This window comes from Alicyclobacillus contaminans DSM 17975, assembly GCF_000429525.1.
GTDB classification, from domain to species: domain Bacteria; phylum Bacillota; class Bacilli; order Alicyclobacillales; family Alicyclobacillaceae; genus Alicyclobacillus_A; species Alicyclobacillus_A contaminans.
The window spans coordinates 72,482-90,009 of the sequence record NZ_AUCA01000001.1 but is presented as its reverse complement, the minus strand read 5'-3'; the positions used below and the strand labels follow the sequence as shown (position 1 = coordinate 90,009).

The following is a 17,528-nucleotide window of genomic DNA, read 5'->3' as shown; positions in this document are numbered from 1 at the left end:
CTCCTTCTGGTCAATGGACATGGATTCCGCTAAGATCAGATAAGTAAGATCCGGACAATATACAATATAGTACCAGAGCGAACCGTGGAATGTGTGCATGGAGCGTGAACATTCCACGAACGGAAAGGAGCCGCCAACGTTGCGGCAACTACGGATCAAACGGATTTACGAACCCCGGTCGAGCGACGATGGAATGCGCCTGCTCGTGGACCGGATGTGGCCGCGCGGCGTGTCCAAAGCGAAGGCGGAGCTCGACGAGTGGCTGCGCAGTATCGCGCCTTCTCCTGATCTCTGCAAGTGGTTCGGACATCGCCCGGATCGATTCGAAGAATTTCGCGCGCGCTACCGCGCCGAACTGACGGAATCTCCCGAGCAGCGGTCCGCCGTCGAACGGGTGCTCAGGGAACTCGAGCAACACGACGTCACCCTCCTTTACGCCGCGCGCGATCCGGTGCACAACCACGCCCAGGTTCTGCTGCAATATCTGGAGGAACATCGGCCCGAGAGGGAGGGCTAACACAGGGCCCCGGCGTGAAAAAACCACCCGCGTTCGTCACTGCGGGTGGTTTCCGTCAGGATTCAGACAATGCGGATGCACTTCAAAATGCGCGTCGGCCAACACCTTGGCCAGATGTTCCAACGGCGTCCGCGCAACTTCTCGGTACATGCGGCGCGTGTACAGGTGCTTCGCGTTCGGCAATTCCTGCTTCAACTGCCTGCGCAGCTTCATCCCCGACGTGTCGGCGTCCACCAGTACGTACACCTCGTCCGCGTCCTGCAGCCGCTGCACCAGCGACTCCAGCTTTTCGTAACTGAGCGTGCCGAATGTGCACACAATCTTCACCGGTTCCGCCAGAACCGCTTCCAAGCGCTCCTTGTCGGTCCGGCCCTCGACGACGATGACTTTCTGCCACTGGTCTGCCACTTCGGCCACTCCCGTCACCCTTTCCGGTGCCCGCTGGCAACTTGGTGTACCGTTAGTGTATCGTACGCCGACCGGATAATCGCGACATAAACAAATTGGCCTGTTCTTCATAGTGAGACATCACCATCGCCTCCGCCAACCCCGCGTCGCCGCTCAACAATGCGGCCAACAGTCGGCGCTGCCGGTGACTGCTGGTGATGAGCGCCTCCCCCGGGCTGAGGCCGAAGTTGCATGCCACGCCATGCAAGGGATTGAGGGCGTGAAAGGCTAAGCTCAGACGGTGATGATCCGCAAAATCGACAATGCTCCCGTGGAACGCCACGTCCGCTTCCACGAACGCCGCCACGTCGCCCGCTTCGGCCGCGGACATGAGCGTCTGCAGCTGACGGCGCAGCGCGTCGGCCCGCTGCTCCGACAGCCGGTCTGCGCAAAGACGAGCCGCGAAGCCCTCCAGTACACCGCGCAAGGTCTGCACTTCGTAGGCGGTCTTAGCGTCCAGCCCCCGAACCACGGCGCCGCGGCGAGGATGGATTTCGAGCAAGCCCTCCCCGGCCAACTGTTGGATGGCTTCCCGCACGGGACCGCGGCTGATCCCCATTTCATCGGCAATCGCCGATTCCACCAACCGACTACCGGGTTTCAGATGTCCGCTCTGAATGGCTTGGCGCAGCGACCGCGCCGTGTGTTCCACCAAACTGAGCCCACACGGTTTTTCCAGTCTCATCTCCCGGTCTCCTGTTCCTCCAATGCTTGCATTCAATAACGTGGTAGTATGCTAAAGCGTCGTTGGCCAGGATGGGGAGCAAAGGACGAATCCTCTGCCCCCAGTTCACGGGTTCACATCAGTGCTTGGAAACCCACAGATCGGCGAGCGGATCTTCCATCACCGGACTGGTGTAGTAGTTGTTCACCCAGGACTGGTGGATGGTGGTGTTCACCGGATTATAGAGCGGCACCCAAGCCGCGTCGTCGAGGATCTGGTCTTGGATTTTGTCGTACAGCTTGTACCGTTCCGGACCGTCCGGCATCGTGGCCGCCTGTTGCAATTCCTTGTCGACGGTCGGATTCTTGTAGTTCGCCCAGTTGTTGATGGGCGCCTGGTTGCTGTTGAACAGGACGTCCAGGAAATCGTACGGATCCGGGAAGTCAGCGAACCAGCCGTAGAGACCGAACTGCGCCTTACCCGATTCTGCCTGGCTGAGATAATCGCTCTCACCGACCTGTTTGAGCGTGACGTGGAAACCGACTGCGTTGAGGTCTGCCTGAATCGACTGAGCAATCTGCGTCAACGGCGCGCGGTTTCGCACAATCATGGTCACATTCAGGTTGGTGACGCCTGACTCTTTCAACAACTGCTTCGCTTTGTTGGGATCGTATTTATAGTTCACATCGTCCTGGCCACCCAACTGCTGGACGTATCCCTGAATGCCCGGCGGCAAAATTTCGTTCGTCACCTGGCCGCGGCCGTTCGCCAGCTTGACGGCGTTGTCCTTGTTGATGGCATATTCCACCGCCTGCCGCACCAGTTTGTTGTTGAACGGCGCCACTTGCGTGTTCAGGCCCACGTACTCAATTCCCATGTACGGCTGCTTCTTCAGCAGTGAAGAATACTGCGATTGCGCGCTCCACTTGAGATAATACTGCGCCGGTATCTGCTGCGTGTAGTCGTCCATCAGCGCCGTGTTGCCCTGTTCGAAGCTGAGCGCCGTGGATTCCTGGTTGCTGTTGACGTGTACGTCGATTTCATCCAGGTACGGCTTGCTCGAATCGTAGTAGTTGGGGTTGCGCACGAGCACAAAGCCCTTACCTGGGGTGTACGACTGCATCATGAACGGACCGGTGCCCATGGGCTTGTGGTCAAACGCCTTGTCGCCGCCGATGGACTGGATGTACTTTTCGTCCACCGGAGAGAAGAACGGCATCGCCAAGACCTTGGTGAAGAACGTCTGCGGCTTCGTCAACTTGATGACGAGCGTATAGTCGTCCTTGGCCACCACGCCAGTCAGTTCTTTGGTCTTGCCTTTGTAGAAGTCGTCTGCGCCCTGGATGGCCGGATCAATGAAGCCAACCGCCGGCGACTGGACGCTCGGTGTCAGGATGCGCTTGAATTCATCCACGAAGCTCTGCGCCGTCACAGGGTCTCCGTTGGAGAACTTGATGCCTTTCTTGATGTGGAACGTATAGGTCAACCCGTCCGACGAAATTTCCGGCATGGACGTGGCCAGATCCGGTTCCAAGTCCGTCGTTTGGGGCTTGTACTTGAGCAATTGGTTGTAGATGTTGCCCCAGACAAATTCCCAGGACCCTTGGTCGTACGCGACCGCCGGGTCAAAGTGCGCGACGTCGTCGTTGATGTCAATGTTGATGGTGCCGCCTTTCTGCGGCGTACCAGCGTTGGTTCCAGTGGAATTGCTCGTTGCGTTGTTAGTGCTGCCACCACCGCAACCGGCGAGCAGTGCGACCGCGACTGCGGTGCTGCTCAGCGCGGCCAGGCCCTTTTTCCAGAGTCCTTCCATCACATATCCTCCCCTTGTCTCTTGAAGTCTGTGAATCATCTATCAATTTTGCGGAGAAATGGCTGTGGCAGGACGTGCGTCCGCCGGGCATCGCCCCTTTCTCGCCGCGGCTCCCGGGCTTGTCTCCCCCGGGAGCACCGGCCTTGTTTCGACGCGCTCAGCTGAGGCTGATGCGCGGATCAATCAGCGAGTAGACAATATCCACGATGAAGTTCATGACCACCACGAACACCGCAGCAATCAGGACCGTGGCCATAATCACCGGGAAGTCCAGGTTCTCAATGGACTGCCAGGCCAACTGGCCGACCCCCTGGTAATTGAACACCGTCTCGGTCAGCACCACGCCGCCGCACAACTGGGCGATGTCCATCCCGGCGTAGGTGACCGCGGGGATAAGCCCATTCTTCAGCGCATGGCGGGTGACCACCCGGTGCGCGGGCACTCCATTGGCGCGCGCCGTCCGAATGTAGTCCTGGCTCATGACGTCCACCATCGAGCTCTTAACGAGCCGCTGATAGAACGCCATGTTGGTGACGCCAAGCGTGATGGCCGGCAGAATGAGGTGGGAGATACCGCCCACGCCGCCGAGCGGCAGAATGCCAAGGCCATAGGCCACGTTCTGAATCAGCCACATGCCAAACCAGAATACCGGCATGGACATGCCGACCAGGGTCAGGAACGACAGGATGTAGTCGGCCGTACGGCGGTGGTACAGAGCGCCGAAAATCCCGAGCGGCAGTCCGAGAATCACTTCCACAATCCAGCTGGCGAGCGCCAACTGCACCGTGTTGCCAATGCGTTGGCCAATCAACTCAGCCACCGGGAGGTTGTTGTGGTACGAGAATCCCAGGTCCCCGTGCAACAGCCGCCCGATGTAGTGAATGTACTGGATGGGCAGCGGCTGGTCCAGTCCGAGGTTGTGGCGCACCGCGTCCACCACCGTCTGCGGCGCCTTCGCACCGACAATCAGGCGGGCCGGATCCCCCGGGGCCGCATATGCGATGATGAAGGTGATGACAGAGATGCCGAACAGAACCACGAGGGCTCCGATGAAGCGGCGCAGGATGTATGATGCCATGGCGGAACTTCCCTCCTACCGTCCAACCTTCGGATCGAGCCAGTCGCGCAGGCCGTCACCAAGCAGGTTGAATCCAATGGTTGTAATCAGCAGCATCAGACCGGGCGCGTAAATCAGCCAAGGCGCCAATTGGAAATAGGCCATGCCTTCCTGAATCATATTGCCCCAACTGGGCTCGGGCGGTTGAACGCCGAAGCCGAGGAAACTGAGCGATGCTTCCAGCAGAATGTTCTGCCCGATGGCCAAGGTAAGATAGATGACGACCGGTGTGATAACGTTGGGCAGCACTTCTTTGAAGATGATGTTCCAGGCGGACGCGCCCAGGGACCGCGCGGCCTGGACGTACTCGAGTTCCTTGACCGCCAGAACCTGGCCGCGAATGATGCGCGCCATCTGTGCCCAGCCAAATACGCCGATGGCGATGAACACGTTGGTGACACTGGGCTTCATCACGGCCACCAGAGCGACGACGAAGAGCAGGAACGGGAACGCCAACACCATGTCGGTCAGCCGCATGATGACCATATCCACCCAGCCTCCGAAGTAACCGGAGATAATGCCGAGCAGCGCGCCGATAAAGAGACTGATGAGACCGGCGAAGAAACCGACTTCGAGCGACACCCGCGCGCCGTAGAGCACGCGCGAGAACACGTCGCGCCCTTCGGTGTCCGTACCGAGCCAATACTTATGATTGGGCGGCAGCGGCGCCCCCATCTGCGACAGACCGTCGCTGAGCGGCCTTGTTGGGTCGTAGTGCGCCAACACCGGAGCAAACAAAGCAATCAATACCATGATGAGCACAATCAAACCGCCGACGACCACGGACGGGTAACGCCTCGCGAACCTCCAAAACGACATGCGGCGTTTGACAGCCGTGCCTGCCGCCGGTGACAGGGACGGCTCCAGTACTGCGTTGTTCATGAAGTGTACCTCCCCACGCACACGGTTTACGAATACAGGTGGCAAGCCACGTGATGTCCCGGCCGAACTTCCTTCCAAACCGGCTTTTTCGTTTTGCAGATGTCCTTCGCGTCCTTGCAGCGCGTATGGAACGGACAGCCGGCGGGCGGATTGGCCGGACTTGGCAAATCGCCGCGCAGCAGAATGCGTTCGCGTTTCACGTCCGGATCTGGCACCGGGATGGCGGACAACAGCGCCTGCGTATACGGGTGCAGAGGCGCCTCGAACAGCTCCAGACTCTCCGCCAATTCCATCGTTTGCCCCAGGTACATCACCGCAATCCGGTCACTGATGTGCCGAACCACGCTGAGGTCGTGCGCAATGAACAGATAGGTCAGCGAGAACGCCTCCTGCAGGTCTTCCAGCAGGTTGATGATCTGGGATTGCACTGACACGTCCAACGCGGACACCGGTTCATCGAGGACAATCAGGCTCGGGTTCAACGTCAACGCCCGAGCGATGCCGATGCGCTGGCGCTGCCCGCCGGAAAACTCGTTTGGATATTTCTCTGCGGCGGATGGGTCGAGCCCGCAGCGCTCCAGCAGGCTGGCTACGCGCTTGCGCCGTTCCGCCGGCGTGTACAGCCCGTGAATCTGCATCGGCCGTTCAAGAATGGTTCCAATTTTGAACTTGGGATTGAGCGACGCGTACGGATCTTGAAAGACAATCTGCATCTTTTGCCGCAGCGTGCGCAGGCTGCCTTTGGACAGCTTGGTCAGATTGGTATTTTCAAATTTGACCTCGCCGCCGGTGGGCTCAATCAACCGAAGGATGGACCGGCCCATGGTGGACTTGCCACATCCGGACTCACCGACAATCCCCAGCGTTTCGCCCTTCTGCACCGTGAAGGAAACGTCGTCGACCGCTTTGACGTGACCGACCGTTCGGCGAAGAACGCCCTTTCGAATGGGAAAGTATTTTTTCAAGTTGGAAACCGTCAACAATGCGTCGCTCATCTTGCCGCAACCTCCTCAGCCATCCAGCAACTCACCTTGTGCCCCGCCTCGACATCCAGTAACGAAGGATGATTGGTATGGCAGATGTCTTTGGCATGCGGACAACGCGGCGCAAACCGGCACCCCGGCGGCATATTCGCCAGCGACGGCACGTTGCCTCGAATCGGCTGAAGGCGCTCCCGCTCCCCGATCAACTTGGGTATGGAGTTGAGCAGGCCCGACGTGTACGGATGCTGGGGATTACGGAAGACACTCCGCACATCTCCCTCCTCGACCACTTTTCCGGCATACATCACAATCACGCGTTCGCACATCTCGGCCACCACGCCGAGATCATGGGTGATGAGCAGCAGCGCCATGTTGTTCCTGGCCTGCAACTCGCGCAGCAGATCGAGAATCTGAGCCTGGACCGTCACATCCAGGGCCGTGGTCGGTTCATCGGCAATCAACAGCTTTGGCTCACACGCCATCGCCATCGCAATCATCACACGCTGACGCATTCCCCCGGACAACTGGTGCGGATATTCCTTCACAATCTGTTCCGGGCGCGGAATGCCGACCTGCTTGAGCAATTCAATCACGCGGTCATGCAACTCTCGCTTGGACAGCTTCTTGTGCATCCGCAGCGGTTCCGCAATTTGGTCTCCGATGCGCAACACGGGATTGAGCGCGGTCATCGGCTCCTGAAAAATCATAGAAATTTCGTTGCCGCGAAATTTTCGCACATCCGGCTCCTTCATGGCCAGCAGGTCCTTCCCCTGAAACCGAATGGAGCCCTCCACCTTTGCTGTTTTCGGCAACAGCTGCATGATGGACAGTGATGTGACGCTTTTTCCGCACCCCGATTCACCAACCAGCCCGACGGTTTCCCCAGCCCGCAACGACAGGCTGACACCGGCGACCGCATTCATGTACCCGGATTCCGACTTGAACGACGTACGCAAGTCGGAAATCTCCAGCAGCGCGTCACTCATTCCAAAACTCAGTCCTCTCTGTGTATACGGTTGAAAGTATCAGACAGGAAATGACCCCGTTGTCCTCCATGCACGACCAACCACGGGGCATACGTGAAGTTTTGTAACAAAAAATATTCTTAAGACTTGTGCCAGACTCTATTATTTGCAGTTAATAGTCAACTGTCAACAATTTTATTTTGGATAATCTGTTGGTTTTCTGAATAAGAAACACTTTTCAGATAAATTCACATTTGCGGCCGTCGTCTCCGGGCCCCGTTGCTCAGCGGTGCGGAAATCAACACAAATGGCCATGCAATGAACCCTGGCTGGATTCACCGCATGGCTCCGTTCACCTTCGCGGGCCGCGGATTTCATGGTACTTGCCAGTGACCAATCCGCGGCTGAGTGCATAGGATGAGAAAACCTGTTCTACCCGCTTCATACACCTGGCGTGTCATTTCCGGCACCGATGTCCGGTTCGGCGGGAAGCGTTGCACGCGTCCGGCCACTGCGCATCAGAACACCGGTCAGACCACCGAGGTGGTTGTGGTACAGGTGGTGGTAGTGGCACCGTAACCCGGAACCAACAAGAAGAACAGCACAAAGATGATCAGGAACACAACAGCCCAACGCGTATAACCGCCAAACACACCGTACATGCAGGCTCACTCCTTGTGGTGATGATGTTGTGTTCAGAAACACACTGTTAGTCAATGCAATTTAGGAAATAGGAGTTAGGGATAAACGTCCAGATTGGGCGCATTTGGGCTGCTAGGCGCCGGTGAGCCCTCGCAGCTGTCCAGCGAAGGGGAGTTTGGTGTGCCGCGGACACTCTATCTGGCACTGGGCGACTCCATCACCAAGGGAGTCGGTGCAACCGTTCCGAGCAACGGATTCGCGGCCTGTACGGCCAACGTGCTGAAATCTCAGTCCATCTGCACGGAATGGTTACCGGTGGCCGGTCCCTATTGGACAACCGCAAATCTGCTTCGCGCATGCCGCGAGATGACACCAGAGACATGGCGCAACGTGCGCGTGGCGACCGTGTTGATTGGCGGAAACGATTTGCGCCGGCGCTACTACGGATTGCTTACCCACCGCGCGCCCATGCAGGCGTTGGCACGCGCCGTCGACGCTTCTGCGTGCGCGCTTGCCGCCGTATTCGAGGTGTTGCGAGAGCGGCGCGTGCCGTACGTGGTCGTGGGTTCCCTGTACAACCCTCTGCCGAATGCATCTCTGGCGGAAGCTGCCATCACGCGCTTCAATCAACACCTGGCGAAATCCGCCGCCGCATTTCACTTTCCTGTGGTGAACCTGTACACACTGTTCCGCGGTCATGAACCGAACTGGATTGCGCGGTATCGGACCGGGCAAATACAGGACCTGGCCACCCCGTATTGCCGTCCCATTCACCCAAACGATGACGGGCATGGGGTCATTGCCCAGGCGATGCAGCAGGCCATCTTCGACGCGTTGGGGCAGGCTCCCTAGCTCCTTGCGATTGGTTCCCCACCCGCGTTTTGCTACAATGGAGCCGTGCACTCACATCTCTGAACGAACCGGATCTCCGGGTTCAGCCTGTTCGCGCAGACAGCGGACAGGCACCCGCATCCGACGCGGAGAGTGAGAGGCACGGCTGTTCGCAGTTCCTACGGAGGTGTCCATATTGAACTTTGCTGTGCTCGGACCCGGAAAAATGGGAACTGCACTGACACTTGCGCTGATGGAATTGGGGCACACCGCCATCGCCGCGTGCGCTCGCACCGGTGGAACGCCCGCTAGTCAACGGTTTATGGAAGCGACCGGTGTGCCGGTGGTTCCTCTGGAAGCGTTTTCCGACGCAGTGCGACGCGCCGAGATGATCCTGCTCACGGTGCCCGACAAGGCTGTGACACCCATGGCACAGACTTTGGCGGACACGGGGTGGATTCGCGGCGGACAACTGGTGGTGCACACCGCCGGATCGCTTTCTGCAAACGCCCTTGGGCCCGTCATGTCGCTGGGTGCCGCGGCGCTGTGCATGCATCCGCTGCAGACCATCGCTCGCCCGGAGTTGGGCGCAGCGCTGTTCCGCGGTATCCATTTCACGTTGGATGGCCATCCCAACGCTGTCGCGATGGCCAGCGACTGGATTCACGCCTGGGGTGGAACCCCGCTTCCGATGGATCCGGAGCAGCGGCCGGCGTATCACGCCGCGGCTGTACTGGCATCCAACGCGTTGGTCGCACTGGCCGCCGTGGCTGCGGAAGTATCCGGCCTGCCGGATGGACTGCGCGCGCTGTTGCCACTCCTGCGGGGCGCTGTGGACAATTTGTCGGCGCTGGGTCTGCCGGACGCGTTGACCGGCCCCATTGAACGCGGAGACACCGCGACCATCGAAGCGCATCTTCGTGCTTTGCAGAACAACCCCACCGCACTCTCTGTGTACGCTGCCCTGGGGAAGGCCACGGCAGACGTGGCCTTCAGCAAGGGAAGTCTCACGCCAACCGCGCGAGAGACACTCCGCCATCGTTTTGAAAACATTCTGGGGGGTATGTGATGTGGCGAAATCCGTCACGGTACGAACGTTTCTCAACATGAAACAGGCCGGCGAGAAAATTGCCATGGTGACGGCCTACGATTATCCGACCGCCAAGCTGCTGGAGGAAGCGGGCGTGCACGCACTGCTCGTGGGCGACTCGTTGGGCATGGTGGTTCAGGGCCAGTCCACCACGGTGCCGGTCACCTTGGACGACATCCTTTATCACACGAGAATGGTCACCCGCGCGGTCACACGCCCATTGGTTGTGGCCGACATGCCGTTTCTGTCCAATCAGATTTCCATCGAAACCACCCTGCGGAACGCCGGCCGACTGATGCAGGAAGGCGGCGCCCACGCTGTGAAAATGGAGGGCGGCGCTGAATTGGCGGACACCGTGCACCGCCTGGTTCAGGCCGGCATCCCCGTCATGGCGCATGTGGGTTTGACGCCGCAGAGTGTGCATGCGTTGGGCGGTTTTGCAGTCCAAGGCCGCAAGCTGCCGGAGGTGGAACGCATGCTGGACGCGGTGACCGCGCTGGAACAGTCGGGCGCCTTCGCGGTGGTGCTCGAGGCGGTTCCCGCCGAAGTCGCGGAAGCCATCACTAAGCGGCTCACCATTCCCACCATCGGCATTGGCGCCGGCGCGGGATGCGACGGACAGGTTCTCGTGTTTCACGATATGATGGGTTACACTTCGGGCTACATTCCCAAGCACAATAAACAGTACGCAACCTTGGCCAGCACCATTGTGCAGGCGGCAAAATCCTACGTGCAAGACGTGGCCACAGGCCAATTCCCCGGTCCGGATCAGACGGTGTATCTGAAGCCTGCGGAACGCGCTGAACTGGAGCCGTTATTGCAGCCGAACCACTGAACGAAGCCACCATCTCCCGGCGTCTGCCGCCATCAATACGTCGGTGGACCCGAACAACAAGATTTTGTTAGAGAAAAGAGGACGCCAATGATTCAAGTCACACGGATTGAAGACCTGCGCAACCATCTCTTGCCTTTGCGTAAATCTGGCCGCCGCATCGCCCTGGTGCCGACCATGGGCTATCTGCACGAAGGGCACATGGCCCTGGTGGACGCCGCTAGAGCCGCCAACGACGTGGTGGTTGCCAGTGTTTTTGTGAATCCCTTGCAGTTTGGACCAAACGAAGACTACGCCAAATACCCGCGCGATTTGCAGCGAGATGCAGCATTGCTGGAACAACACGGATGTGATGTGTTGTTTGCACCGAGCGTGGAAGAAATGTACCCGAAGCCGATGGCGACGTACGTGGAAGTGCCGTCGCTCAGCACGCCACTGTGTGGACGGACTCGTCCCGGCCACTTCCGCGGCGTGGCGACGGTGGTCACCAAGTTGTTCCACATCGTGCAACCGGACACTGCGTACTTCGGTCAAAAAGACGGTCAGCAGGTGGCGGTCATCCGGCGGATGGTGGAAGACCTGAACATGCCGATTGACATCGTCGCAGTTCCTATCGTGCGGGAACCGGACGGTTTGGCGAAAAGCTCTCGCAACATCTACCTGACACCCGAGGAGCGCCCGCACGCCACCGTACTCTATCGCGCCTTGCAGCGCGGGCTGGAACTGCTGCAATCCGGCGAACGCCGCCCCGATGTGGTGAGGGCCGCCATGGCGGATTTGGTCTCGTCCGAGCCCGGTGTACGCCTCGATTACGCGGAAGCCGTATCGATGGACACGCTGACCCCCCCCGAGCGGCTGCATGGCGCCACCATGTTGGCCATTGCCGCCTACGTTGGCGGCGCTCGCCTGATTGACAACGTTCAGGTGGACGTTCAGGACAACCAGGTTCATCTTTTGTAACAACGATTGTCAATTCTACCTGTGAAGCATGGGGCTGCCCCCGGCGGCAATTCACGTCGGGCACGCAGCCCCAATATTGTCTTCGCGCCCACATCGCCGCGTTGAATGCGGCACCTCACCGTCCCCCCCCGGCATGTCATGCGCCCGAAACCAGCTTCGTCCAATCCATCGAGTCTCTGAACTCCCGGCACCGAAGGAAATTTGGGTGACGTGCTCGAATTGTGTGAATTCGGACCCCTTGGGAGAGGCGCTCGGAAGATAGGGATGCTATGATGAGTCTAACAGACGCGCATCGGAGGAATTCCCATGGACGAGCTGAGGTTTGCCGAGCTGGTTCGGTCGGTTGTCCGCGATGAGATATCGGACGTGAAGCTGGACCTGTCCGCGCTCCGAGGGGAGGTTGGGGATCTGCGACATCAGGTGTCCTCCGTTCAGGCGGAGGTCGGCGACCTGCGGAAGCAAGTGTCCTGCGTTCAGGCGGAGGTCGGCGACCTGCGGAAGCAAGTGTCCTGCGTTCAGGCGGAAGTCGGGGACCTGCGGAAACAGGTGTCTTCCGTTCAGTCGGAAGTCGGGGACCTGCAGAAACAGGTGTCTTCCGTTCAGTTGGAAGTCGCGGATTTGCGTGAACGAATGTCGTCCATTGAAACCGAGGTGGCTGACCAGCGAGGACAGCTGTCCTCCCTTCGGTCGGACGTTGCAGAACTCCGTGGACAGGTTTCCTCTCTGCAGACGGAAGTGGTCAACCTCCGTGCCGAATGGAAGAGTGACCTGCGACAGATGAAGGAACAGACTCACGCGATGTTAACGGAATTCGCAGGCCAAATCATCGAACAAATTCATGGACTCCAGCACGAAATCTCGGCTCTGCATGTTTCGGACAGCCAATTGGCCCAGATGTTTGGAGCTCATGAACTGGAGATCAAACGATTGAAATCGCGTATCTAAAAAGACAGCGGAGATGTGGCCGGTGTTTCGTCAAAGGGTGGATGAGAATACGAGCCTGAAGATGTTGGAACTTCGTGATGCAGACGAGCTGTTTGCGTTGCTCGACGCTTCGCGGAGCCATCTTCGGACATGGCTCCCCTTCGTGGATGGAACCCGCACTGTTCAAGATATCCAGGATTTTATTCAATCCGGGTTGCAGCAATTCGCGAACAGCAACGGTGTGCAACTGGGAATATGGCATCATGGGCAGCTGGCAGGCGTCCTCGGCCTGCACTACATTCAGTGGACGCATCGAATGACGAGCCTCGGATATTGGTTGGGTGAAGGATTTCAGGGCAAGGGCATCATGACCAACGCTTGTCGTGCGCTGATTGACTTCCTCTTCCAGGAATATGGATTGAATCGCGTTGAAATCCGAGTCGCTCCGGACAATTTGAAAAGCCGCGCCATTCCGGAACGGTTGGGATTTCAACAGGAGGGATGCAGGCGTCAGGCGGAGTGGCTTTATGACCATTACGTGGATCATGTCCTGTATGGCATGCTCGCGCAGGATTGGGTTCATGCATCGCGGTGAACACGGGAAGGGGTCGACGGACCGTGCGGACGCATCCGCACCGTGAATGTGGTCCCCTCGCCGAGTGCGCTCTCCACGGCGATGGTGCCGCCATGCATATCGACAATTTTCTTCGCGATGGCCAATCCCAGTCCGCTTCCCCCCGCAGCGCGATTGCGGGAGGCGTCCGCTTTGTAAAACCGTTCGAAGATGCGCACTCTGTCTTCTTCCGCCAAGCCGATACCGGTGTCTGAGAAGCGAACTTCCACCAGATCTCCGCTGCGTACTGCGGACACGGCGATGCGGCCCCCGTCCGGTGTGAATTTGATGGCATTGTGCAGGATGTTCATCCACACCTGATTCATCAGATCCTCATCCGCGTGAATGCTGATCTCGGAGAGCGACACGTCCATGTCCAAATGCTTGTTCAGCCACAGTGGCTCACAGGACAACACGATGCGCCGAAGCTGTCTGTCGAGGCGGTACGTGGTCGGGGAGAAGGCGGGATGCTCCGATTCCAGGGCTGTGAGCTTGAGCAGATTGTCGCTCAGCCTGGATAACCGGGTGCTCTCTGTCTCAATGATATCCACATAATGGCTGCGCTCTTCCGACGACAGGTCTTCTTCCCGAAGAATTTTCGCAAATCCGCTGATGGCGGTGAGCGGAGACTGAATCTCATGGGACACGTTGGAAATGAACTCCTGGCGCATGCGTTCCAGTTCCTGCAGTGCGGACGCCATGTGGTTCACGGTCTGCACGAACTCATGAAACGGATTTGGATGATGCTCATTCGCTGGAACATGCGATTGCACCCTGATGTTAAAGTTTCCCTGGGCGATTTGCCGCAGCGTATCCATCACGTCATTCCACCATGATTCTTGCCTTTTCCTGACCACAGAGCCAAACGTACTCGCGCCTGCAGCCATGAGGAACACACCGAGAAACGAGTTCACAAGCTGCTCCGTATATCCGTTCGGCCGATGCCCCCACCATCGATATAACCAGTCCGTTGCGAAGTAAGCCAGCGTCCACGCTGCGGCCAAACACAACAACACCAGAAGAATGCCGCGAAGTACGAGCAAGGTGGTCCACAGCAGAGACCGCTGTCGGTTCATGAGATGTCCTCCAATCGATAACCCAGGCCGCGCACCGTGGTGATGCGGAATCCGCTTTTTTCCTCTGAAAACTTGTCCCGCAGCCGCTTGACGTGCACGTCCACCGTACGCTCATCCCCCATGTAGTCGTAGCCCCAGATGTCCTCAATCAACTGTTCACGAGAAAAGGTCTTCCCCGGTCGTCTCGCAAGCGTGAACAACAGTTCAAACTCCTTTTTCGGCAGGAGAATCCCTGCACCGTCCACCGCAACCTGGTACGTCGACTTGTCCAACCGCACCCGCCCCACCTCCACCACCTGTGAGGTGGCGATACGATAGCGACGAAGCAGCGCCTTTACCCGTACCACCAGTTCCAGCGGATCGAACGGCTTGACCAAATAGTCATCCGCCCCCAGTTGAAATCCTTTCAATTTTTGCGGCGTCTCTCCCTTGGCGGTCAACATCAGCACCGGGATGTCCGAGTCGCTCCGCAGCGCCTGAACGAAGGTCCAACCGTCCATGTTCGGCATCATCACATCGAGCACCACCAGGTCCACCTTCGTCTCCGCCAGCACGCGGAGCGCCGCCTCGCCGTCGCAAGCCTCGTACGTTTCCATGCCTTCTTTCCGCAGATAGACGCGAACCAACTCGCGCAGGTGCGGATCGTCGTCGACAATCAAAATCCTCGCCATTCCCAGATCACCCGCCTTCCGCTGTCTCCCACGCGTGAGAACATAGCATGCCTGTGTGAACAGCATGTGAACACAGCGTGAGCCCGTCTGTCGCCATCATACCAAACGCCAACCGGCCGCCGGGGGCTCCGGCGACCGGTTGGCAGCAAACCTTGTGTGTCCTATCAAATTTGGAATCTCGCCATCAATTCATGGAGTTGGCCCGACATGGTGGACAGCACCGACGCGGAGGAGGACACTTCCTCCATGGCAGCCAACTGTTCCTCCGTGGCGGCGGAAACCTCTTCTGCTTCCGAGTGCGTCCGTTCCACAATATCAGAAATATTCTCCATAGCGGCCACAATCTCTGCGGATCCTGCGGAGAGCTGCTGGATGGCCTGTGAAATCTCTTGCATTTGGGCCTCCGCCTCAGTCACCGCCTGGCGAATCTCCGCGAACGCATCCCCCGCCGATTGCATCTCGCGGATGCCGGCGGCGGTCTCCTGCGTCGTCTCCTCCATCGCCCGCTCCATCGCGTCGGCGTCCGCCTGCATGGCCTGCACCAACGTGGCGATTTGGCGGGTCGCTTGCGCGGATTGCTCGGCCAGACTGCGCACCTCGTGGGCAATGACCGTAAATCCCCGGCCCGCTTCCCCCGCCCTCGCGGATTCAATCGCCGCGTTCAGCGCCAAGAGATTTGTCCGTCCCGCGATGTGCGCCACCACGTCCACAATTTGCCCAATTTCCTCCGAACGTTGGCCCAGCGCTGTCACCGCCTGCGACAGCTGTACGGTCGAGCCGTGAATCGCGGTCATCTGCTCCATCGCGCGGTGGATCCGCTCGTGGCCGCGCGCAGCCAATGCCGATCCGGTGTTGGATTGATTCACCACAATCTGGGCGTGTTCCGCCATCCTCCGGATGTCTCCGGACATTTGCTGCACCGCCCTGGTACTGACGTCAATCTCCGCAGCCTGCGCTTCCGATCCGGACGAGACATGCTGCATGGCGAGCGCAATCTGCTCCGTCGTGTGCGCCGTCTCCTCGGCGTGGGTGTTCAGTTCTTCGGCTGCTGCCGCGACCTGCTGTGCGCTGCGCCCCACCTGGTGGAGAATATCCGCTACGCCGAGGCTCATTTTATTGAGTTCAAACTGCATCTGCCCAAACTCATCCCGTGACTTGGGACGAAGTTGATGTTTGAGATCCCCTTGCCCAATTTTGCGCAGAAAGCCAATCCATGTGCCATACGCCCGCTGGAACGCCAGCCTGTCCCAAATCACGACGCACGCGGCGCCGAGCAGACAAACGGCGAACACGTACGCCAGCCAACCACGGCCGTCGAGCAGGACGCCGAGCAACCCGGCCAGTTGCAGACAGGCAAACGTCCCCCCTACTTTGACGTGGCGGCTCACGCCGTGCAGGATGCTGCCGGACCGGAGCGCGTACACCTTCTTCCCGTTCAGATGAACGGGCGTGGAGACGTCAATCAGCTGCTCTCCCGTATTTCGGGGATAGAAGAAAGCGGTGGTCTCCGTCACCTGCGCACACTTCATTCCCACCGGATCCTTGAAATAAATGCCTTCCCGCAACCGGTTGGTGTGGATTTCCCCGTAGCTGTCCTCCCGCACCAACACAAAGTACTCCAGATTTCCGAGGTGGCTGTCCATCACTTCGCGAATTTCTTGCCTGGCTTCGCGAGTCAACCCCTGATGCTTGGCGAGAATGGACTCCACCTGGCGCGCGGCCGCCTCCACGATGGCGGTCTGCGCTCTCACAACGCGCTGTGGCAGTTTTCTGTCTCCGCTCATCGCTGGCTCCCTCTCACCTAGCGGTACGCGCCCGCGGCTGCGGGCGCGTACCAACGACAGTATCCGTTTGCATGTTCCAGACCCTTAAATCCGCCGACTACGCCGAGAGACCGGTGCTTGGCGCGGCCTCGACCAGCGGTTTGCCGAGCGGCAACACCGTTTTGCCAGCCACGCTGTTGAGGACCGTCGCCGCCGACGTGTACAGAGCCAACAAACCACAGACCAGGCCAACCCAGCCGCCCGCCTGGGAACCGATGAGGCCAAACCCGTTCAGGCAGAGCAGTGCGAAGGCAATCCACAGCGGCAAAAATACGAAGAACAGCGCACGGTTCAAGTAAAAAGTCCCAATCCAGAGATAGAAAGTGAGAATGCCGAAGAACAGCAGAAACACGCCGATCCCGGCACCGGGTTTCGCGTGGATGATCAAGTAGAAGGCAATCCAAAACGCACCGTACGAAGTGAACGCCGTAGCGCCGAATGTGTTGCCCTTGCGGAACTCCCACATTCCCGCCAACAGTTGCGCACCACCCCCGTACGCCAGTGCCAGACCGAGCACCACGCCCATCGCTTCGGCGCTGGTCACTCCCGCATTGATCAGACTCAGAATGCAGGTGGTGATGCCAAATCCCGCCAGCCCCAGCGGTCCTGGATCCGCGATTTTCACCGAATCGGCCATCATATCCCCTCCCAAAATCCACATGTGAACCACTGCAAAAC

19 protein-coding genes are annotated in these 17,528 nt (G+C 58.9%); 7 read left to right on the top strand and 12 right to left on the bottom strand.

Annotated elements, in window-relative coordinates; translation table 11 throughout:
- Positions 1-139: 139 nt before the first annotated feature.
- A complete protein-coding gene (locus G463_RS0100440; protein ID WP_026973636.1) occupies positions 140-517 on the top strand; it encodes a DUF488 domain-containing protein in 378 nt (125 codons plus the stop codon).
- 36 nt (positions 518-553) lie between these two features.
- On the opposite strand, the gene G463_RS17810 is transcribed toward G463_RS0100440, so the two are convergent.
- From G463_RS17810 to G463_RS23760, 8 genes are all read right to left on the bottom strand, one after another.
- The gene (locus G463_RS17810; protein WP_245575640.1) at positions 554-925 is read right to left on the bottom strand and encodes a toprim domain-containing protein; all 372 of its coding nucleotides are present in this window, start codon (positions 923-925) and stop codon (positions 554-556) included.
- A 52-nt stretch (positions 926-977) separates the two neighbouring features.
- The gene (locus tag G463_RS21440; protein ID WP_051321721.1) at positions 978-1,649 is read right to left on the bottom strand and encodes a GntR family transcriptional regulator; all 672 of its coding nucleotides are present in this window, start codon (positions 1,647-1,649) and stop codon (positions 978-980) included.
- A 118-nt stretch (positions 1,650-1,767) separates the two neighbouring features.
- Entirely contained in the window at positions 1,768-3,441 is a 1,674-nt protein-coding gene (locus G463_RS0100425; RefSeq protein ID WP_026973635.1) for an ABC transporter substrate-binding protein, read from the bottom strand.
- Positions 3,442-3,598: 157 nt separating this feature from the next.
- Complete coding sequence (locus G463_RS0100420) at positions 3,599-4,519, bottom strand: ABC transporter permease (protein WP_026973634.1); 921 nt, start codon at positions 4,517-4,519, stop codon at positions 3,599-3,601.
- 15 nt (positions 4,520-4,534) lie between these two features.
- Positions 4,535-5,440: an ABC transporter permease gene (locus G463_RS0100415; protein ID WP_026973633.1), complete on the bottom strand. Its 906-nt coding sequence runs from the start codon at positions 5,438-5,440 to the stop codon at positions 4,535-4,537.
- A gap of 26 nt (positions 5,441-5,466) precedes the next feature.
- Positions 5,467-6,435, bottom strand: coding sequence for an ABC transporter ATP-binding protein (locus G463_RS0100410; RefSeq protein ID WP_026973632.1), 969 nt, complete (start codon positions 6,433-6,435; stop codon positions 5,467-5,469).
- Positions 6,432-7,409 (bottom strand): ABC transporter ATP-binding protein, encoded by a 978-nt coding sequence (locus G463_RS0100405; RefSeq protein ID WP_026973631.1) that lies wholly within the window; start codon positions 7,407-7,409, stop codon positions 6,432-6,434. Before G463_RS0100405 ends, G463_RS0100410 begins: the two co-directional genes overlap by 4 nt.
- Before the next feature lie 509 nt (positions 7,410-7,918).
- The gene (locus G463_RS23760; protein WP_281171039.1) at positions 7,919-8,050 is read right to left on the bottom strand and encodes a hypothetical protein; all 132 of its coding nucleotides are present in this window, start codon (positions 8,048-8,050) and stop codon (positions 7,919-7,921) included.
- Positions 8,051-8,210: 160 nt separating this feature from the next.
- On the opposite strand from G463_RS23760, the gene G463_RS0100395 reads away from it, so the two are divergent.
- From G463_RS0100395 to G463_RS0100370, 6 genes are all read left to right on the top strand, one after another.
- Positions 8,211-8,882 carry an SGNH/GDSL hydrolase family protein gene (locus tag G463_RS0100395; protein ID WP_035484818.1) on the top strand — a complete coding sequence of 224 codons (672 nt, stop codon included), beginning with the start codon at positions 8,211-8,213 and terminating at the stop codon, positions 8,880-8,882.
- Positions 8,883-9,057: 175 nt separating this feature from the next.
- Positions 9,058-9,930: a Rossmann-like and DUF2520 domain-containing protein gene (locus tag G463_RS0100390; protein ID WP_051321720.1), complete on the top strand. Its 873-nt coding sequence runs from the start codon at positions 9,058-9,060 to the stop codon at positions 9,928-9,930.
- 1 nt (position 9,931) lies between these two features.
- A complete protein-coding gene (panB, locus tag G463_RS0100385; protein ID WP_026973628.1) occupies positions 9,932-10,786 on the top strand; it encodes a 3-methyl-2-oxobutanoate hydroxymethyltransferase in 855 nt (284 codons plus the stop codon).
- Between the two features lie 87 nt (positions 10,787-10,873).
- Positions 10,874-11,743 (top strand): pantoate--beta-alanine ligase, encoded by an 870-nt coding sequence (gene panC / locus G463_RS0100380; protein ID WP_026973627.1) that lies wholly within the window; start codon positions 10,874-10,876, stop codon positions 11,741-11,743.
- A 306-nt stretch (positions 11,744-12,049) separates the two neighbouring features.
- Complete coding sequence (locus tag G463_RS0100375) at positions 12,050-12,688, top strand: coiled-coil domain-containing protein (protein ID WP_026973626.1); 639 nt, start codon at positions 12,050-12,052, stop codon at positions 12,686-12,688.
- A gap of 22 nt (positions 12,689-12,710) precedes the next feature.
- The gene (locus tag G463_RS0100370; protein ID WP_026973625.1) at positions 12,711-13,262 is read left to right on the top strand and encodes a GNAT family N-acetyltransferase; all 552 of its coding nucleotides are present in this window, start codon (positions 12,711-12,713) and stop codon (positions 13,260-13,262) included.
- Here G463_RS0100370 and G463_RS0100365 read toward each other — a convergent pair.
- The 4 genes from G463_RS0100365 to G463_RS0100350 all read right to left on the bottom strand — a co-directional run bounded on the left by G463_RS0100365 (position 13,247) and on the right by G463_RS0100350 (position 17,487).
- Complete coding sequence (locus G463_RS0100365) at positions 13,247-14,356, bottom strand: sensor histidine kinase (protein ID WP_026973624.1); 1,110 nt, start codon at positions 14,354-14,356, stop codon at positions 13,247-13,249. The genes G463_RS0100370 and G463_RS0100365 overlap by 16 nt on opposite strands.
- Positions 14,353-15,027: a response regulator transcription factor gene (locus tag G463_RS0100360; protein WP_026973623.1), complete on the bottom strand. Its 675-nt coding sequence runs from the start codon at positions 15,025-15,027 to the stop codon at positions 14,353-14,355. The genes G463_RS0100365 and G463_RS0100360 overlap by 4 nt, the downstream gene beginning before the upstream one ends.
- A 164-nt stretch (positions 15,028-15,191) precedes the next feature.
- Positions 15,192-16,811 carry a methyl-accepting chemotaxis protein gene (locus G463_RS21435; RefSeq protein WP_051321719.1) on the bottom strand — a complete coding sequence of 540 codons (1,620 nt, stop codon included), beginning with the start codon at positions 16,809-16,811 and terminating at the stop codon, positions 15,192-15,194.
- Between the two features lie 97 nt (positions 16,812-16,908).
- On the bottom strand, positions 16,909-17,487 hold the full coding sequence (locus G463_RS0100350) for an acetate uptake transporter (protein WP_026973622.1): 579 nt from the start codon (positions 17,485-17,487) through the stop codon (positions 16,909-16,911).
- Positions 17,488-17,528: the final 41 nt, after the last annotated feature.

Coding starts and splice junctions, on each gene's coding strand:
- G463_RS21440 (WP_051321721.1), bottom strand. CDS start 1,649: ATGAGACTGGAAAAACCGTGTGGGCTCAGTTTGGTGGAACACACGGCG.
- G463_RS0100425 (WP_026973635.1), bottom strand. CDS start 3,441: ATGGAAGGACTCTGGAAAAAGGGCCTGGCCGCGCTGAGCAGCACCGCA.
- G463_RS0100420 (WP_026973634.1), bottom strand. CDS start 4,519: ATGGCATCATACATCCTGCGCCGCTTCATCGGAGCCCTCGTGGTTCTG.
- G463_RS0100415 (WP_026973633.1), bottom strand. CDS start 5,440: ATGAACAACGCAGTACTGGAGCCGTCCCTGTCACCGGCGGCAGGCACG.
- G463_RS0100410 (WP_026973632.1), bottom strand. CDS start 6,435: ATGAGCGACGCATTGTTGACGGTTTCCAACTTGAAAAAATACTTTCCC.
- G463_RS0100405 (WP_026973631.1), bottom strand. CDS start 7,409: ATGAGTGACGCGCTGCTGGAGATTTCCGACTTGCGTACGTCGTTCAAG.
- G463_RS23760 (WP_281171039.1), bottom strand. CDS start 8,050: ATGTACGGTGTGTTTGGCGGTTATACGCGTTGGGCTGTTGTGTTCCTG.
- panC (WP_026973627.1), top strand. CDS start 10,874: ATGATTCAAGTCACACGGATTGAAGACCTGCGCAACCATCTCTTGCCT.
- G463_RS0100375 (WP_026973626.1), top strand. CDS start 12,050: ATGGACGAGCTGAGGTTTGCCGAGCTGGTTCGGTCGGTTGTCCGCGAT.
- G463_RS0100365 (WP_026973624.1), bottom strand. CDS start 14,356: ATGAACCGACAGCGGTCTCTGCTGTGGACCACCTTGCTCGTACTTCGC.
- G463_RS0100360 (WP_026973623.1), bottom strand. CDS start 15,027: ATGGCGAGGATTTTGATTGTCGACGACGATCCGCACCTGCGCGAGTTG.
- G463_RS21435 (WP_051321719.1), bottom strand. CDS start 16,811: ATGAGCGGAGACAGAAAACTGCCACAGCGCGTTGTGAGAGCGCAGACC.
- G463_RS0100350 (WP_026973622.1), bottom strand. CDS start 17,487: ATGGCCGATTCGGTGAAAATCGCGGATCCAGGACCGCTGGGGCTGGCG.